This is a genomic window from Dyella sp. 01L423 (assembly GCF_056399945.1).
Genome location: NZ_JBFTSI010000005.1, coordinates 194,119 through 211,435 on the forward strand (window position 1 = coordinate 194,119; position 17,317 = coordinate 211,435).

At 64.4% G+C, this 17,317-nt stretch carries 13 protein-coding genes; 5 read left to right on the forward strand and 8 right to left on the reverse strand.

Translation table 11 applies throughout. The annotated features are described in order from the left end of the window. Positions 1 to 96 precede the first annotated feature (96 nt). Positions 97 to 1,302, reverse strand: coding sequence for a hypothetical protein (locus AC1DMY_RS15040; protein ID WP_477165746.1), 1,206 nt, complete (start codon positions 1,300 to 1,302; stop codon positions 97 to 99). A 181-nt stretch (positions 1,303 to 1,483) separates the two neighbouring features. On the opposite strand from AC1DMY_RS15040, the gene trpE reads away from it, so the two are divergent. From trpE to AC1DMY_RS15055, 3 genes are all read left to right on the forward strand, one after another. Then, positions 1,484 to 2,959: an anthranilate synthase component I gene (trpE, locus tag AC1DMY_RS15045; protein ID WP_477165747.1), complete on the forward strand. Its 1,476-nt coding sequence runs from the start codon at positions 1,484 to 1,486 to the stop codon at positions 2,957 to 2,959. Continuing rightward, positions 2,956 to 3,669: a hypothetical protein gene (locus tag AC1DMY_RS15050; protein WP_477165748.1), complete on the forward strand. Its 714-nt coding sequence runs from the start codon at positions 2,956 to 2,958 to the stop codon at positions 3,667 to 3,669. Before trpE ends, AC1DMY_RS15050 begins: the two co-directional genes overlap by 4 nt. A 296-nt stretch (positions 3,670 to 3,965) precedes the next feature. Then, entirely contained in the window at positions 3,966 to 4,196 is a 231-nt protein-coding gene (locus tag AC1DMY_RS15055; protein ID WP_477165749.1) for a hypothetical protein, read from the forward strand. Between the two features lies 1 nt (position 4,197). Here AC1DMY_RS15055 and AC1DMY_RS15060 read toward each other — a convergent pair whose 3' ends face one another. The 7 genes from AC1DMY_RS15060 to AC1DMY_RS15090 form a co-directional block, all read right to left on the reverse strand. Beyond that, a complete protein-coding gene (locus AC1DMY_RS15060; RefSeq protein WP_477165750.1) occupies positions 4,198 to 5,238 on the reverse strand; it encodes a serine hydrolase domain-containing protein in 1,041 nt (346 codons plus the stop codon). 28 nt (positions 5,239 to 5,266) lie between these two features. Beyond that, on the reverse strand, positions 5,267 to 5,947 hold the full coding sequence (locus AC1DMY_RS15065) for a M15 family metallopeptidase (protein ID WP_477165751.1): 681 nt from the start codon (positions 5,945 to 5,947) through the stop codon (positions 5,267 to 5,269). Positions 5,948 to 5,978: 31 nt separating this feature from the next. Beyond that, on the reverse strand, positions 5,979 to 7,517 hold the full coding sequence (locus tag AC1DMY_RS15070) for a serine hydrolase (RefSeq protein WP_477165752.1): 1,539 nt from the start codon (positions 7,515 to 7,517) through the stop codon (positions 5,979 to 5,981). 4 nt (positions 7,518 to 7,521) lie between these two features. After that, on the reverse strand, positions 7,522 to 8,739 hold the full coding sequence (locus AC1DMY_RS15075; protein WP_477165753.1) for a dipeptidase: 1,218 nt from the start codon (positions 8,737 to 8,739) through the stop codon (positions 7,522 to 7,524). Next, complete coding sequence (gene lysA / locus AC1DMY_RS15080; protein WP_477165754.1) at positions 8,736 to 10,001, reverse strand: diaminopimelate decarboxylase; 1,266 nt, start codon at positions 9,999 to 10,001, stop codon at positions 8,736 to 8,738. Before lysA ends, AC1DMY_RS15075 begins: the two co-directional genes overlap by 4 nt. A gap of 64 nt (positions 10,002 to 10,065) precedes the next feature. Further along, positions 10,066 to 13,068 (reverse strand): TonB-dependent receptor, encoded by a 3,003-nt coding sequence (locus tag AC1DMY_RS15085; RefSeq protein WP_477165755.1) that lies wholly within the window; start codon positions 13,066 to 13,068, stop codon positions 10,066 to 10,068. Between the two features lie 44 nt (positions 13,069 to 13,112). After that, the gene (locus tag AC1DMY_RS15090; protein WP_477165756.1) at positions 13,113 to 14,609 is read right to left on the reverse strand and encodes a transglutaminase-like domain-containing protein; all 1,497 of its coding nucleotides are present in this window, start codon (positions 14,607 to 14,609) and stop codon (positions 13,113 to 13,115) included. Positions 14,610 to 14,748: 139 nt separating this feature from the next. Between AC1DMY_RS15090 and AC1DMY_RS15095 the strand changes: the two genes are divergently transcribed. Together AC1DMY_RS15095 and AC1DMY_RS15100 are read left to right on the forward strand one after the other, a co-directional pair. After that, on the forward strand, positions 14,749 to 15,900 hold the full coding sequence (locus AC1DMY_RS15095; RefSeq protein WP_477165757.1) for a DUF819 family protein: 1,152 nt from the start codon (positions 14,749 to 14,751) through the stop codon (positions 15,898 to 15,900). An 8-nt stretch (positions 15,901 to 15,908) separates the two neighbouring features. After that, positions 15,909 to 17,315, forward strand: a complete 1,407-nt coding sequence (locus AC1DMY_RS15100; RefSeq protein ID WP_477165758.1) for a C40 family peptidase — start codon at positions 15,909 to 15,911, stop codon at positions 17,313 to 17,315. The last annotated feature ends 2 nt before the right edge of the window (positions 17,316 to 17,317 follow it).

Consider the following 17,317-nt stretch of genomic DNA (forward strand, 5'->3'; position numbering starts at 1 on the left):
AGCGCACCCTGTGCGCGACGCTCTGTCGGTGGCCGTCGCGCACAGGGTGCGCTCCCACAAAGGGTGAGGGATCCACAAAGGGCAAACAATCTCGCGCTACTTCATCTCCCCCAACGTCCACCCACCACCACCCGGCATCACCGCGATCTGGCGCACCGTGGTCGCCGCGCAGCTGGCCGGCTTGTCGGTGCACTCGGCGAGGGTGACGCGCAGGTGCTGGTCATCCACCAGGTCGAAATCGGTCAGCTTGGTATTGGCCAGGCGAGTGGCCGTGTCCAGCGCCGTGCCGATGAAGACGCCGTTGTGGAAGACATAGAGCTGCAAGGCGTTGGGTTGGCATTGCTCGTCCACCGATACGGCGGCTTCCGCCACATAGGTATCGCCTTTGCGCTGCGCACGGCCGGTGAGCAGGCGTTGGCCGGTGAGCAGGAAGCGGTCTTCGTCGTTCTTTGGCGCGGCAGTCTTGGCCATGCATTGGTTGCTCGCCACGGTGGCCGGTGCGCTTTTCGACAAGGGCTCCAGCGGCCGCGGCACATAAGGCTGCGCCGCCAGGCTGGCCGCCGGTTTGTGCATCCACAGCGCGAGCGCCCCAACGCTGATCAGCACGGCAACGACCGCTACCGCGCGTCCGCGCAGCAGCGGACGCGGCATCAGATAGACCAGCGTGCACAGCGCCAGCAACAGCGCGACCGGTGAAAGCGGGTACCACAGCAAAGCCAGCAGAGCGAATAACGCGGCAAACACGGCGGCGGTGGAAAAGGGCTTGCGGACGGGTGCCGGCGTGTCGGAGGTTGGCAGCGGTGGAGGTTCCGGCGCGACGAAGCTGTGCTCGGCATCCAGCAGCAGCGGCTCGCTCAATGGCTGGGCCGTCGGCGGCACATGAGCGTCAATCGCAGCTTCCTGCGCAGGCAGCGGAGGCGGCTCCGCGCTGGTCGATGCGGGCGTCCAGGGGAACCAGCTCTGCCCGCCGTCATGGCACCACTGGTCGCCGGCTTGCGCGTAGCGAGTGAGCGCCGCCTCAGGCAGCGGGCCGCGGACCTGCTGGTCGCGGCGCAGCCAGATCAGCGGTTCGCCGTCGGGCCAGACATCTGCTTCCACGCCCATGCTACGCAGCTGCACCGCCTGCGCCTCGGCGGCATCAGGTTCGAGGCCGCGGCGGATGATCAACGGCGCCCGTGAGAAAACGCGTTCGCGGAAACCCGCCATCTCCATGCCGAAGGCAGCGGCCATGCGTTCGTGCACGGCGGTCGGGTCCTGCCCATCGAGCAGGCGGCCGGAAAGTACCAGGCAACGGTGGTCCATACCCATCGATTTCCCCTGCGGATGCAGCCCTGTGCACCGATAACCCAAGGTTAGGCGTGCTGGCGCGGCTGAACAAGCGGCACGTGGCCCGTGCGCGCAGGGAGATCGTGAAGAGAGGCTTCGGTTCCCCACCTCGCTACCCCTACAATGCCCGTTCAAGCTTGGCCATCCGGATCCCCACGTGATTTCCCGAGACGATTTCGACGCGCTGGCAGCGCTGGGTCATACCCGTATCCCGCTGGTGCGCGAGGTGTTTTCCGACCTCGACACGCCCCTGTCGGTCTACCTGAAGCTGGCCGACGGCCCGTACACCTTCCTGTTCGAATCGGTCGAGGGCGGCGCCACCTGGGGCCGTTATTCCATCATCGGCCTGCCTGCCAGGCGCGTGTACCGCTTTCGCGGCCATGAACTGGAAGTGGAGGACGCCGGCGAAGTGACCGAGCGCCGCCACGTGGCCGATCCGCTGGGCGAGATTGAAACGCTGCGCAAGCAATACGACGTGCCGCGCCTGCCGCAGCTGCCCGCCTTCAGCGGCGGCCTGGTCGGCTACTTTGGTTTTGAGACGATTGGCTACATCGAGCCGCGCCTCGCCCAATGGGATCGCCCGGACGAGCTCGGCACGCCCGACGTGCTGCTGATGCTGGCCGAAGAAGTCGCCGTATTCGACAACCTCAAGGGCCGCCTGTACCTGATCGTGCATGCCGACCCATCGCAGCCGCATGCGTATGCGGCCGCACAGCGTCGGCTCGATGCGCTGGTCTATCGCCTGCGCCAGAGCGGCGTGTCCTATCCGCAGCTCAACCAGAGCACCGCGCTGGACGAAGGCGATTTCAAATCCTCCTTCACCAAGGAGGAGTTCGAGGCGATGGTGGAGCGTGCGAAGGAATACATCCGCGCAGGCGACATTTTCCAGGTGGTTCCATCGCAGCGCCTTAGCGTGGGTTTCAACGCGCGGCCGGTGGATGTGTACCGCGCATTGCGTGCGCTCAATCCCTCGCCTTACATGTATTTCGTCGACCTGGGCAACACCCAGATCGTCGGTTCCTCGCCGGAAATCCTGGCTCGTCTCAAGGACGGCAAAGTCGTGGTGCGCCCACTCGCGGGCACCCGCAAGCGCGGCGCCACCGAGGAAGAAGACCAGGCACTCGAGGCCGAACTGCTGGCCGATCCCAAGGAGCGCGCCGAGCACGTGATGCTGATCGACCTGGGCCGCAACGACATCGGCCGGATCAGTGAAACCGGCAGCGTTGAAGTGAGCGAATCGTTCGTGGTCGAACGCTATTCGCACGTCATGCATATCGTTTCGCAGGTGCAGGGCAGCGTGCGTCCCGATGTTGGCTACATGGACGTGCTCAAGGCGACCTTTCCGGCCGGCACGCTCAGCGGCGCACCCAAGATCCGTGCGCTGGAAATCATCCAGGAGCTGGAGCCGTACAAGCGCAACATCTATGCCGGCGCGATCGGCTGGATCGGCTGGTGGGGCGATGCCGATACCGCGATCGCCATCCGCACGGCGGTCATCCAGGATGGACGTCTGCACGTCCAGGCCGGCGCGGGCATCGTGTACGACTCCGATCCCGCGTCCGAGTGGGAAGAAACCATGAGCAAGGGCCGCGCGTTGTTCCGCGCCGTGGCCCAGGCGGCCAAGGGTCTATGAGCATGCGCGGCGTGCGACGCGGCGCGGCGTGGTCCTGTGCACTAGGCCTGGGCAGCAGCCTGCTGGTGGCGCCCTTGCATGCGCGCGAACCGCAGGCATCACCGGTCTGGCGCGACGATGGCACCTCGCGGCTCGAGGCGCTGGCGCTGCTGCAGTCGTTCAATGCCGAGCTGCTCAGTCACCCCAGCGCCACGCTTACGCTGGAGCGCTGGTGTGCCGCGCATCAGCTCGCGCCCGTGGCAAAGATCGTCGCCGAACGCGTGCAGGGCGAAGACAAGCCGCTGCCGCCGGAGGCACGCAGCCAGCTGCAGATCGGCGCGGACGAACCCGTTCGCTATCGCCGCGTGCAACTGGCCTGCGGCGAGCATGTGCTGTCCGAAGCGGACAACTGGTATGTGCCCTCGCGCCTCACCGACGCGATGAATCGCGAACTCGACAGCACCGATACGCCCTTCGGCAAAGTGGTTCAGGCTTTGCATTTCCGCCGACAGACTTTGTCCGCGCAATTGCTGTGGTCGCCGCTGCCGGGGGGCTGGGAAAGCAAGCCCACGCTACCGCCTGCCAGCGATGCCTCGCTGGCGATGCCGCAGCATGTGCTCGAGCATCGTGCGTTGTTATTCGACCAGGCCAATCGCCCCTTCAGCCTGGTCGTCGAAACCTATACATCGCAAGTGATCGCCTTCGCTCCGCCGGCGCCGTCTCGGCCCTAAGTCGGCTTCGGCCGCTCGCCAATGTGACCGCGCCATCCACGTGGTGGTGCCCGGTGGAAGCTGAGGAGATGTTCCGGCATCGAGCAACCTGCGGATCGACGGCGCAGGCGATGCCTGCGTGCCTCTGCAGCACGCCGGGTTTGCCGCCCATGAATCGGCGACTGTCGTAGGAGCTGGCCGCTCGACCGGCTTCCTGGCATTTTCGGATTCATCTGATGTCTTGCCCGGTGAGCGATGGCTAACGTGTAGAAACCCCGATCCACAGTGCAGGCACAAGCCTGGCGCGGAGTTTCTTCATGGATGCCCCCATCATCAAATATGTCGTCTCGCGCCAACAGGGCGAGGGCTGGCGCGTGTTGCGCGACGGCTCGCCGGTGGGCCGGCGTTGCGTGCTGGTCAACGCGCTGGAATTGGCCACGCTGCTGGCCGAACGCGAAGCCATTCGTGGCGGCGCCACCCGCGTGTTGATGGCACGCCAAGACACCCACCGCTTGCCGGGCTATCACCCGTGGCGCAGCGTCACCTGATTCAAGGCCTCAGGTATAGCTGGCCGATGGCGAGCGCGGTGCGATAGGGCTCCGGATCGTTGCGGTTGCTGAGCAGGATCACCGTCAGGTGCTGCTTTGGCCAGCGAATGATCACGTTGCGAAAGCCGATGCTTTCGCCTGAATGCCACAACACGTCGCCGTGGATGCGCCAGCCGTAGCCGTAGCTGTCGACGTCGGGTTCGTCGTTCACCTTGTTTTGTGGACTGAACGCGAGGCGGCGCGACGCGTCGGACAGCAGGCGATGATCGTAAAGCGCAGCATCCCAGCGCGCGAGGTCGTCAATCGAGGAGTAGATGCCGCCATCGCCGCGCGTCGCGCTGGTGGGGCTCTGATCGGTCCGCACCCAATGCCCCTTCTCTTCGCTGTAACCGTAGGCGCGATGCGTCACCTCGGGGCCGCCGCGCACATAAAGCAAGGTGTGCGTCATGCCCAGCGGCTGGAAGATGTTCCGCGCGAGGAAATCGGGCAAGGATTCTCCCGATGCTCGTTCCACGATCAAGCCCAGCAGCACATAGCCGCCATTGCTGTAGCGATAGGCCGTGCCCGGTGAAAAATAGCTGCGCGGCTCGGCCGCCAACATGCGCAATACGTCGGCATCGCTGATCTGTGCGGTGGCGTCGGCGGGCATCAGGTCTTCGTAATCGATCAGCCCGCCGGCGTGACTGAGCAGTTGCCGGATGGTGATCTGCTCATGCGTGGCCGGGAGTTCTGGTAGCCAGTGGCGGGCATGATCGTCCAGGCTGAGCTTGCCGCGCTCAGCCAACAGCAGGATTGCCGCCGCCGTGAACTGCTTGCTGACCGAGGCGAGCCGATAATTGGTGGCTGGCGTGGCGGATTCGTGCGTCTCGACATTGGCCAGGCCGTAGCCCCGGCTGACCAAGGGCTTGCCATCCTTGATCACCAGCAGGGACGCGCCTGGCACGTTGCCCTGATAACGGGACATCAGTTCGTCCACCGCACTGGCGTGCACGAGGCCGGAGCAAAGCAAAAGCACGGCAGGCAGAACAAACCACTTGCGCATCAGGGCTAGCCTCGTCATTGGCCGGGAGCTATTGCACCGGCACGTCGTAGATGGTGTCGGGGGGCGGCTCGGGGCTCAGCGTGTAGTGCCACCACTCCATCGCGTAGTTGCGGAAACCCTCCCGCTCCATCGCACGCTTCAATAACTCGCGGTTGGCGTGCTGCGCCGCGCTGGCTTCCGGCGAATCGGTATTGGCCAGCGTGCCGAAATAGTCGAAGTCCGTACCCATATCGAGCGGCGCGCAGTGCGCGCCGGAGGCATCGCATTGCATCAGCGTGAGATCCACCGTGGCGCCGCGGCTATGGCCGGACACCGGTGCGATGTAGTCGCCAAGCAGCGCACTCTTGTCCAGCTTCGGATAGTGCACCGCCTTGGTGCGCTGGTCGGTGGGGTCGCCGGCCCAGCGCACGAAATGCTGCACGGCGCGCGCGGGGCGATAGCAGTCGAACAGCTTGAGCCGTTGGTGCTGTGCACGCAGGTCGCGCTCCACGCGCGCCAGGGCTTCGGCTGCGGGCTTGAGCAGCAGGCATTTGGGCGCGCGGTAACCGTCGACGGGCGTGCCGACGAAATTGTCGCTGCCGGCGTATTTGATGTCCTCGGCGATGCCAGGTGCGAGCTGGCGGATATCGACCAGACCCGCCTGGGCAGCCGAATTCGCTGGCGACAATTTGGGCGTGCCATCGGCATGAGCGAGTGTGATGAGTGCCATCAGCGCCAACCCAGGCATGAGGCGCAGGCACTTAGTCACAGCCGTGCTCCCGATGAAAGGCGAGATCTTCGAAGTCGTAGCTGAAATCGGCGGCAGGATCGACCTTGCTCAAATGCAGCGCGCCTTTGGTGTCTGAGGGAAAATTCAGCCACGCATCGGCGTCGCCATGATCCCAGTGCACCAGATAGCGCTGGCCGGCGCGCATCACGGTGCCGGTCAGGCGCGGCGACTTGGCGGCGACGAAGCGCAGTGTCTTGCCTTGCGGGCACAAGGTGATGGCGCCGAACCATGGATCGCGCCATTGGCCCCAGTGGCCGCGCAGTTCATCCGCTTTGGCGGGCCGCGAAGCGGGTGGCGTGGCTGCCTTGCGGTCGGTGGCCGCGGCGCGATCGAGCTGGTCCGCATACCAGTTGACGTCGTGTGCACCGGTGGGCGAGGTGAATTGCTTGGTCAGCGCCTCGACCAGCACCCTGCGCGCGTCTTCAGCCTCGCTGTTGATCAGCACGACGAAACCGGCCCCGCGATCGGGCAGCAAGGTCATCGCCGAATACATGCCGGACAGCGTGCCGGTATGCGACACCGTGTGCACGCCATCGACATCGGCGATGCGCCAGCCGTAACCATAGGCATAAAGACGCGTGCCATCCCAGGCGCGTCGCCGCGCCGAGATTGGCATTGGCGTGTAAGGCGTCCACAGAATCTGGCGTTGTTCCGGCGTCAGCCACTGCAGTTGCTGCGGCGTCGGTGCGAGCCAGTTGCGCGCCCAAACCAGCATGTCGGTAAGACTGCAGCGCACGCCGCCCGCAGCGGCAGAGGTGATATCGGGAATCTCGGCATCGTCCGCGTTGATCACGATATTGCGATCATGCTCGCGCACGTGGGGCTGGGCGACGTTGCCCACGCCATCGCGATGCCATGCTCCAATCTGGCAACGCGTGAGGCCGAGCGGCTGGAACACTTCACGACGCAGCAAGGCATCGTAATGATCATGCCCCGCTGCCGCGGCCACTTCGCCGGCGACGACATACAGCAGATTGTCATAGGCGTAGCCCGCGCGAAAACTGTATGCAGGCTTGAGATAAGCCAGCGCATGCACGATGTCCTCGCGCGTGAAGTCGTTCGACTCGGGCCATAGCATCAGGTCACCCGCGCCCTCGCGCAGTCCGCTGCGGTGGGTGAGCAGGTCGCCAACCTGCATATGCTCGGTGACCCAAGGGTCGGCCATGCGGAACTCGGGCAAGTAGCTGCGCACCGGCGCATCCCAGCGCAACTTACCTTCCTGCACCAGCCGGGCGAGCAGGGTGGATGTCATGGCCTTGCTGTTGGACGCGATCTTGAACAGCGTATCGGGCGTGATCGGCTGGCCGGAGCCGGCCACGCGTTCGCCCGATGTGCGCGTATAAATCACTTCGCCATGGTCGATCACCCCGACGGCAAGGCCGGCCAGGTGATAGCGCATCATCACCGCATCGACGATGGGATCAAGCTGCGCCGCGGTCGGAGTGTCCGCTGCCGTTGCGACGCTGGCGGCGACGGCAAATCCGATCGCCGCCACGCATCGCCGCAGCATTCGCTTAGCCTGCATGACGCGCCGTGGCGCGCTTGGTCACTTCGTCCCACACGCGCAGCAGGTTGCCGCCCCAGATCTTGGCGATGTCCGCATCGCTGAAGCCGGCACGGCGCAGTGCCGCCGTGAGGTTGCGCGTCTGCGTCGCATCCGACCAGCCGGCGAGACTGCCGCCGCCATCAAAGTCGGACGCGATGCCGACGTGATCGATGCCGGCCACCTCAACCATATGCTTGATATGCGCGACGTACTCATCGACCGTCGCGGGCGGGAAGGCCGCATCGATGCGCTTCATGCCCTCGATATAAGCGGGCAGGTATTCGTGCTTCTCGCTGTCGAAGGCCTTGTCGCCGGCCTGCTTGGCTACCTGCGCCTGCAGCGCTTTCACGGCCATTTCCCGACCCGGATCGAGCTTGATGAACTCGCCCACCGCTACCGCCTGGATCACGCCGCCCTTGGCAGCGATGGCGCGCAGCAGTTCATCCGAGAGGTTGCGCGGATGGTTGACCAGGGCGCGCGAGGACGAATGCGAGGCGATCACTGGCGCGGTGGACAAGGCCAGCACGTCGCGCACGCAGGCGTCGGAGGAGTGCGACACGTCGACCATGATGCCCAGCTCGTTTTCGCGCTTGACCACGCTGCGGCCGAAATCGGTGATGCCGTATTCCGGCAACGGGGTGTCGCCGAGGTCTGCTTCCGGCGTCGAACTGCTGCACAGGTCGTTGTTGCCCATGTGGGCAAGGCCGACGTAGCGCGCGCCGCGCTTATAGGCCAGGTCGAGATTCTTGATGTCGTGGCCGAGCGAGTAGCCGTTCTCCACACCGATCATCGCCGACAGCTTGCCCGCGGCCTTGTTGGCGCGTACCTGCGCCGGCGTGGTGGCGAGGCGGATCTGATCCGGATAGGTTTTCAGCATCAGGTCGATAGCGTCGTACTTGCGCTTGGCCTGGGCCACGGCGTGCGCGTAGCCTGCCGGCGTCAGCGGGCCCTGGTCCACGTAGACGATGAAGAACACGGCGTCCAGGCCGCCCCGGCGCATCTTGTCCAGGTCCACCTGCATTGGCGTCGTCTTGCCGAAGTCGAAGCGCGCTTCGTGCATATACCCGAAGGGGATGTCCACGTGCGTATCGAGCGTGATCGGCGGATCCTGCTGAGCCTGGGCGGGAGCGCTGCTGAGCGCGAGTGCAAGCGCGATGGCGCCGCCGAGTATGCCGAGTGTCTTCATGCGGTTTCCCAGTGTTTGGCCGGCTGCTCGCCGGCGACCATGTCTTCAAGGCTTTGGCGTCGGCGCACGACGGCGTAGCGACCCGCATCCACCATCACTTCGGCGGCGAGCGGGCGTGAGTTATAGGTGGAGGCCATGGAGGCGCCGTACGCACCGGCGGTGCGTATCATCAACAAATCGCCGGGGACGCAGGCGGGCAGGGCGCGCGCCCTGGCAAAGGTGTCGCCGGTTTCGCATACCGGTCCCACGATGTCGTAAGAAGTCATCGAGCGTGCGTCCCCGGCTACCGGCGCGATGTCGTGCCATGCATCGTACAGGCTGGGCCGGGCCAAGTCGTTCATCGCCGCGTCCAGCACCAGGAACGTTCGCTCGTCGCCCTGCTTGAGGCGAATCACCCGGGTGAGCAGCACGCCGGCTTCGCCCACCAGATAGCGGCCGGGTTCGAACAGCAGGCGCCCTTCGAAGCCGGCCAGCGCCTCGCGTACCAGCCCGGCATAAGCGGCTGCATCGATCGGGCGGTCATGGCCTTCGCGATAGCAAACCCCCAGGCCCCCGCCCACGTCGATGCTGTTGATCGGATGTTCCTGTGCCACCAGTTCGCGCCAGAACGCCCCCACGCGCTGCAAGGCTTGCCTAAACGGATCGAGCTTCAGGATCTGCGATCCGATATGCACGTGCAGGCCGTCAAGCTGCACATGGCTGAATTCGACGCGTTTGGCAAACCAACGCCGCGCCTCATCGATGCTCACGCCGAACTTGTTCTCGGCGCGGCCGGTGGAGATTTTGGCGTGGGTCAGGGCATCCACGTTGGGGTTGATGCGTACGGCGGCATAAGCCTTTGCATCCAGCGCCTGAGCGACGCGTTGCAGCGCGAGGAGCTCGTCGTGCGACTCCACGTTGAAGCGCAAGACGCCCACCTTCAACGCTTCAGCGAGCTCCGCCTCGGTCTTGCCGACCCCGGAGAACACGATGCGCTCCGTCCGTATGCCGGCTTGCCGCGCACGCCACAACTCACCTGACGAGACGATATCCGCGCCGATACCGTGCTCATGCATCAGGCCAAGCACGCCGCGGTTGGGATTCGCCTTCACCGCAAAACAGATCAGGTGATCCGTGCCGCGCAGGGCGGACTGCAGGGAGGCGATGCGTTGGCGGATCGCGCTGGCCGAATAGACATACAGCGGCGTGCCTAAACGATCAGCCAGCGCGTTGAGGTCGACGCCGTCCAGCGTGGCGTGGGGTGGGGCGGTGGTGTCCATCATGGGCGAGCCTGTCGCAAAAAGACGGCAGCCTGCATCACGCAGGCTGCCGGTGGGGACGGACTCATCAGAAGTCCACGGACACCGTCAACTGCGCAAAGCGAGGCGACTGGAAACGCAAGGGTTGTTCGAAGGTGGAGCTGGTGTTGTTGGAAATGGTGGTCTGCAGATCCTGGTCCACCTGGATGGTGCGCTGTTCGTTGAGCAGGTTGTAGACCGCGAACTTCACGCGCAACTGGCCGATGTCGGCGAGCTGGCGCAAGTAGGTGATGCTGGCGCCAAGGGTGTAGGTCCACGGCATGCGGCCGTATTTGCCGCGCGGCGAGGATTCGTACACGCGATCTTCCGAACGCGCGGCGTCGCAGTTGGCCACGCAGATGTAGTAGCTGTGGTACACCGTGGCGTCATACGGGTTGCCTACGCCGAAACCGGTGATGGGACCGCCCGAAGCGATATTCGCATCGCCCGCCACTTGCCAGTTCGGCGTGATGGCGTAGGTCCCACGCAGCTTGAGCTGATGACGACGGTCGTTGGGCAGGTAGCCGTCGCCGCCGAAATTCACCCACGGATCATCGAAATTCTCGGTGCGGCCGGTGTCGTCGAAGTTGGTATCGGAGTTCACCGGACCTTCCGCGTTGCCGCGATTCCACGACAGCACATAGGACGCATTGAACGACCACTTGTTGTCCCAGGCGCGATCCAGCTGGAATTCCAGCGCGGTGTACGTGCGCTTCGGGTTCACCCAGCCGCGCTGGCCGAGGTAGTTGCCATCCTCGTCGTACATGGCCCAGCCTTCCTTGGACGTATCCACCGTGACCCAGCCATCGGCCGTGCCGTCGCAATTGGTGTCGCCCCACACGGTGTTCTTCTTGCCGGGATTGCCCATTACCCAGCCGATGTAGCCGTCCGGACCGCACTTGCCGGTCGCGCTGATCTCCATGTCGTCGATGGCGTTGTGCAGCTTGCGGTAGGTCGCGTTGACGCCCCACGACCATTTGTCGTTGAGCATTTGCTGGAAGCCCAGGATCAGCTCGTCCTGGTAGACCTGCTGCATATCCTTGTTCACTTCCGAACGCAGGTCATGCACGGTGCCGTCGCCCTGCGAGGTATCCACGCCGCCCAGCTGCGGGCCAAGGATGGGAATGGCGTACTGGTTGCCGTTGGCATCGGTGAGAGTCTGCCAGCCGCCGAACGCGTAGAAGGTGCGCTGGTCGAGCAGGCCGCCAGCCTGCTTGATGTTGATCACGTTGGCCACGGGCAGGTAGTAGCGGCCGAGGTTGCCGTAAAGCTTGGTGGTGCCGTCGCCCTTCACGTCCCACGAGAAGCCGAAGCGCGGCGCCCACATATTGTCCATCTTGATATAGCTTCGGCCGGCAGCGTCCATATTGTCGAAGCCATCGCGACGGATGCCCGCATTGAGCAGCAGGTTGGGCGTCACCTGCCAGTTGTCTTCCACATAGAAGGCGTTGTTGGTGGTGTCGAAATTACCAGCAATCTCGTAACGGCGGGCGCGCACATAGCCGTTGTAACCCGGCGGAATCACGCCGCCACCGTTCGGATTGGGTATGGTCGAGCCGGGCGTGGCCGCGTACACGTTGTAATAGATCGCGCCGGGGCCCGGGTAATGGCGGCTGTAGACGGAGTCGTCATCTTCGTGGTCGTAGCCGAAGCGCAGCAGGTGGTCTTCCAGCTTCCATTCGAAGTCGGCGCGGCCTTCCTTGCGCTTGTCGTTGCGCTTCTCCACCGCCGTATTGGTCGTGCAGCCCAGCGGAACGCCGGGTTTGGGGACGGCGGTTTCAGCGGCGACGTGATTGCAATCGAGGTCGGTGAGCGCACGGTTGAACGACTCGCGCTTGTTCTCACCGTACAACACCTTCATCGACAGATTGTCGGTGAGGTAGTTGGTATAGGTGAGCGACCAGTTCTTGCCGCCGGTATCGGTGTAGATGGTGTTGGTCTTGGCACCGATGGTGTGCGAGTCGTAGTCGTAGTTGTAGACCGTGCCGACGTTCTTGCTCTTGTCCGAGAAGGCCATCAGCGAGAGCAGGTTGCTGTCGTTGATGTGCCAGTCGATCGTGGTGCCCCAGAAGTCCGGGCTCGAACTATTGCTGGTGAACGTGGTGCCTTCGTCGTTGGTGTTGCGCGGGTTGTCGCCGCGCTGTTCCACCATCGCGAAGATGAACAGCTTGTCCTTCACGATCGGGCCGGACGCGTAGATATTGGTCTTCATCAACGAGTCGCGGTCCTCGCTGGCCGTGAGGTAGCGGTTGCCCTTGGCGTCGTAGCGATCCTCGGCCTGCGCATGCCACGCACCCGGTTCCATGGTCAGTTCCACGCCGGCGTGGAAATCATTGGAGCCTGAGCGTGCCACCGCGTTGATGACGCCACCCGTGGTGCGGCCGAACTCCACCGAATAGCCACCAGTCTTGATCTGGAATTCCTGGTAGAAGTTGAACGGTGCTTCGGAATAGCCGTTCCGGTTGTAGAAGTCGGTGACGTTGAGGCCGTTGACGTAGATGGCGTTCTCCGCCACCGACGAGCCGCCGAAGGACAGGCCGCCGAACGCCGACGCGCCTTTCACCACGCCCGGCGCGAGCGTCGCCACGGCAGCGATGTTCTGATCCACCGGCAGGCGACGCAGCTCCTCACGCGAGATATTGGTGGACGACTCGGTCGAGGTGACATCCACCGCGGTGATGATCGACGTACCCGTGACGTTCACCGCCGACAGGTTGGTGGCGTTATTGCCGCCCAGGTTCACGGTGGTGGCATTGCCCAGCGTCACCGTGACCGGCGTGGACTGCGTGATGGTCTTGCCATCCTTCGCCACGGACAGCGAGTAATCGCCGATGGCAAGGAACGAGATGCGGTAATTGCCCTTGTCATCGGCCGTCACCGAGCGGGTGAAACCCGTCTGCGGATTGCTGATGGTGACCACCGCGCCGGGTTCGGTGTGGCCGACCACGGTGCCGTCGTTATTGCCTGCCAGTGCCGGCGGCGTGGCCATCGAAGCCAGACCCATGCCCAACGCCATGCACAGCATGGTCCTGCGAAAAGTACGACTGACCATTTCCCCGTCTCCCCCGGTTCTGTCGTCGTTGATGTAAAGACGGCTTATCTGCTGGCGCGCTCAGTCGCCGGCAGCAGCTGCCACGTGAAGTCGTAGTCCCATTGATCGAAGTACAAGTTGCCGCCGCGCCACTCCAGTTCGCCGCGTTGCGAGTCCACCGTCTCCGACCGGAAGAACTGCTTGGCTGGCGCCAGTGGCTGGCTGAAATCGCTGTTGAAGGCGATGCGGTAGGCGTCGAGCCCGCCGAGATAGAACCACTGCAGGGCCGGGTCGTCGCCCGGCGCCGGATGTAGCTGTCCGAAGGTCACGTCCATCGGCACCCAGCCGTAGGGCGCGAGATAAAGCTGGCCCCAGTCGTGGATGTTGTTGTACTTGCCGTCGGAGAAAATGAAACCCGATTGCCAGCGCGCAGGGATGCCGTTGAGGCGCAGCAACGCGATCAGCAGCATGGTCTGCTCGCCGCAATCGCCATGGCCGGCATGCAGCGTGTAATCGCTCAGATTGCTGATGGTGGAGTATTCGCGCGCACCGGCCCAGGGAATCTGGTCCACGGCAGCGAACAACTTCTGCGCGACGCGATACGGATTGGTTTCGTTGCCCACCGCCTTGCGCGAGAACGCGCGGAGGTCGTCGGTGAACACGATGTGCGGTGCGCGCTCGGCGACGAAGGGCGCGAGCTCGGGTGTGATCTTTGCCGGCACCACCTTCGACGCGTCGATGTCGTGGTATTGCGCGTCGATGGTCAGTTCGTAAGTGACGGCAAACGTGGTGGGCTTGCCCGCGACGGCAGCCTTCTCCAGGTATGCCGTGCGTTGCATGGTGCTGGCCGGTGCGACTTGTGCGCCGGCTGGCTGGCTGTCGACGAGTCGCACGCCTTCCTGCTGTCCCGGCAGTTCGCGCGGAAACGGCAGCCACGCGCGGATCGTTTCGCCGGCGGGGACCGCATCGGCGTTGACGGTGACCGTTTCGGTGACGCGCACATGGTTGGGCGTGACGCTGCTGCGATGCGTGGCGAGCGCCTCGCGTCGTGCATCGCGATGGTGGTCATTGAGCGTCTCCATCGGATCGTCGTTGGACGGTGCGGGATGCGCGCGGCGTGCCGCGGCTTCCTTGCTGAGCAGGAACAGATTGCCCGGCGCGCGCTTGAAGTAGAACGTGCGGCCATCGATCACCTGATGCTCAAGCAGGCCTTGCTGATCCCAGCGCGCGAACTCCGCGTCAGTGAGGTCGGGAACCTGCTTGCGCATTTTGTTCTTCGCGGCATCGGCATCGAGCGTGAAGTCGAGCCGGATGCGACGCATGCGTTCGCGCTGGAACAGCAGCGCATCGCGCGCCTCCGGCGACAGGCCGGGCTGCGCCAGTGCGCTGGTGATATCGGCTTCAGCCGCGCTGAATTGCCCCGCATCGATCTGCGCAATGGCATGCTGCAGAGGGGATTGAGCGGCGGCCGATGCGGCACCGGCGAGCAGCAGGCAGGCAAGCGCCGTCGCCAGCGAAAGGCGCCGGCGTCGCAAGGATGAGATGGGTCGCACCGTCTGCACCTGCCACTTCCCCGTAAGAAAAAGCGAAGTCGCTGTGTAGCACGCTTGCAATCGTCGGTCAATAATTTATGCTTCGATCAAACGTCGTCCGAATCAGATATTCCAAAGACGGCGGCGATCGGAGATTCAAAGGGGACGCATGATCCACACGGCCTGGCCTTATCTCGCTGTCATGTTGCTGGCAGCGGGCCTGTTTCCCGCCCTGGAGCGGCGCTACAAGTGGCGTTTCTTCGAGGTTTTGCCGCCGATCGTGCTGACCTACCTGCTGGTGACCGCGCTGGCCGTCACCGGCCTGTGGCAGGTCAATGCGGAGATCCGCGCCACCCAGAGCATGCTCATCGAGCACCTGGTGCCGGCCCTGTTATTCCTGTTGATGATCAATTGCGACCTGCGGGCGATCTACCGGCTGGGCCCGCGCGTCCTTGCGGTGTTCTTCGTCACCATGGTGTGCCTGTTCATCGCCTTCGTCGGCACTTTCCTGATGTTCCGCGTCTGGCTCAAGGGCGATGCCTGGCAGCCGCTGGCCGCGCTGTCGGGTAGCTGGATCGGCGGCACGGCGAATATGGTGGCGGTGAAGCAAGCCATCGGCATGCCCGATCGCCTGCTGGCGTTTTCGCTGCTCACCGATGCGCTGTGCTACTCGATGTGGGTGGTGGTGCTGTTTGGCCTGGGCCGCGTGGCCACGCAGTTCAATCGCTGGACGCGCGCCACCTCCAGCGCGGACATGGTGGTGGAGCCGTCGCGCAGTCATGGCCCGACCACCTCGGAGAACGTGCTTCTGTGGCTGGGCATGGCCTTGCTGGTGGCGGCGTTGTCGGCATGGCTCGCCGGATACCTGCCCGTGACCGAGATGGTCTCGCCGACCACCTGGACCATCATGCTCTCCACGGCTTTCGGCCTAGTGGCGGCGCATACGCCGCTGGCGCGCTTTGCCGGCGCGAGCACCATTTCCAGCGCCATGCTGATCAGCGTGGTGGCCATCCTGGCCTCGCAAAGCAACTTCGACGGCATCGGCTCGGCGCCGCTGTACCTGATGTGCGGCGTCTGCATCATCGCCATCCATGCCGTGCTGCTGGCGCTGGCCGCGCGCGTCTTCCATTTCGACTTGTACCTTTGCGGCATCTCCTCGCTGGCCTGTATCGGCGGCGTGGCCGCCACGCCAATACTCGCTGCCAGCTACTCGCGTTCGTTGGTGCCGGTGGGCATCCTGCTGGCCTTGCTCGGTTATATCCTCGGTACAGGGTTTGGTTTGCTGGTGGCGTCCGTCATGTCGTCATTGGCCATTGCATAGGAACCACCATGCGACTCATGCCTCGCCTGACGTTGTGTCTGCTCGCCGCGCTCACCGCGGCGCCGGTACTGGCGGACCAGCGGTCCGACGCCGTTCTCGTGCCGCCCTCCGGCGTGCTCGGCATCAGCAACAACGCGATGCTGGCGCCGGAGTTCTGGATCAAGCAGCTGGCGCAACCCGATCGCGTGCTGGCCGGCATCGATGCCATCGGCGCGCAGAACGCGAAGCTGCTCAGGGTCGATGCCTCCATGCACGATCTGCATGCCATCCCGGCCAATGTCGATCGTGCGACGGTGACTGGCTGGATCAATGACCTCTCGCAGTATCCAAAGCGCCCGCTTTTCGACGACAAGGGCCAGCCGGTATCCGACAGCTTGCGCGCGCAGCTCACCGATGCGCTGGCGCTCGATGCCGTCCCGGCACAGCAAACCAGCCGCTACGGCATGATCGTGCAGCGCGCCGCCCTGCGTACCTATCCCACCGACACGCGCGTGTTTACCTCGAAAGACGATACGGATATCGATCGCTTCCAGGAGACGGCGGAATTTCCGGGCACGCCCGTGTTGATTGTCCACACCAGCCGCGACGGCCGCTGGCTGTTCGTGGTGAGCGAGCGCTATGCCGCCTGGACGCATCGCGACAATGTCGCCGAGGGTTCGGCGATGGATGTGCTTCGCTACGACACGCGCTTGCCACACCGCGTGGTGACGGGCGGCACCATCCGCACCGTGTTCACACCGGAGCAGCCGGCGGTGTCGCAGCTGCAGCTGGACATGGGCGTGGCCGTGCCTGTGCTGTCCGATCACCCGGCCGATCAGCCGGTGAACGGACAGTCGCCGTATGCGTCGTACGTGGTCGACCTGCCGATCCGCCAGCCGGACGGCAAGCTCGCGTTCTCGCCCGCCTTGATCCAACGCATCGCCGATACGCAGGACAACTACCTCCCGCTGACCGAAGCGAACATCATCCGCCAGGCCTTCAAGTTCCTCGGTGAGCGCTACGGCTGGGGCCATGACTACGACGGCCGCGATTGCAGCGGCTTCGTGTCCGACGTCTACCGCAGCATGGGCGTGCAGATGCCGCGCAACACCAGCAAGCAGGCGATCAGCCCCGGCCTCACCCACCAGGCCTTCGGCGACAAGGACAGCCATGACGCGCGCCTGAAGGCCGCGATGGCTTTGCAGGTGGGCGACCTGGTCTATATCCCCGGCCACGTGATGATGGTGATCGGCAAGCTCGACGGCGAGCCCTACGTGATCCACGACACTGGCGGCATGTCCTATCGCGACGGCAAGGGCGGCATGCGCCGCGTCAAGCTTAACGAGGTGTCGGTGACGCCGCTGCTGCCGCTGATGTATGACGACAAGCACACCTATGTCGATCGCATGACCAGCATCGTGCGCGTGCATCCGTGATC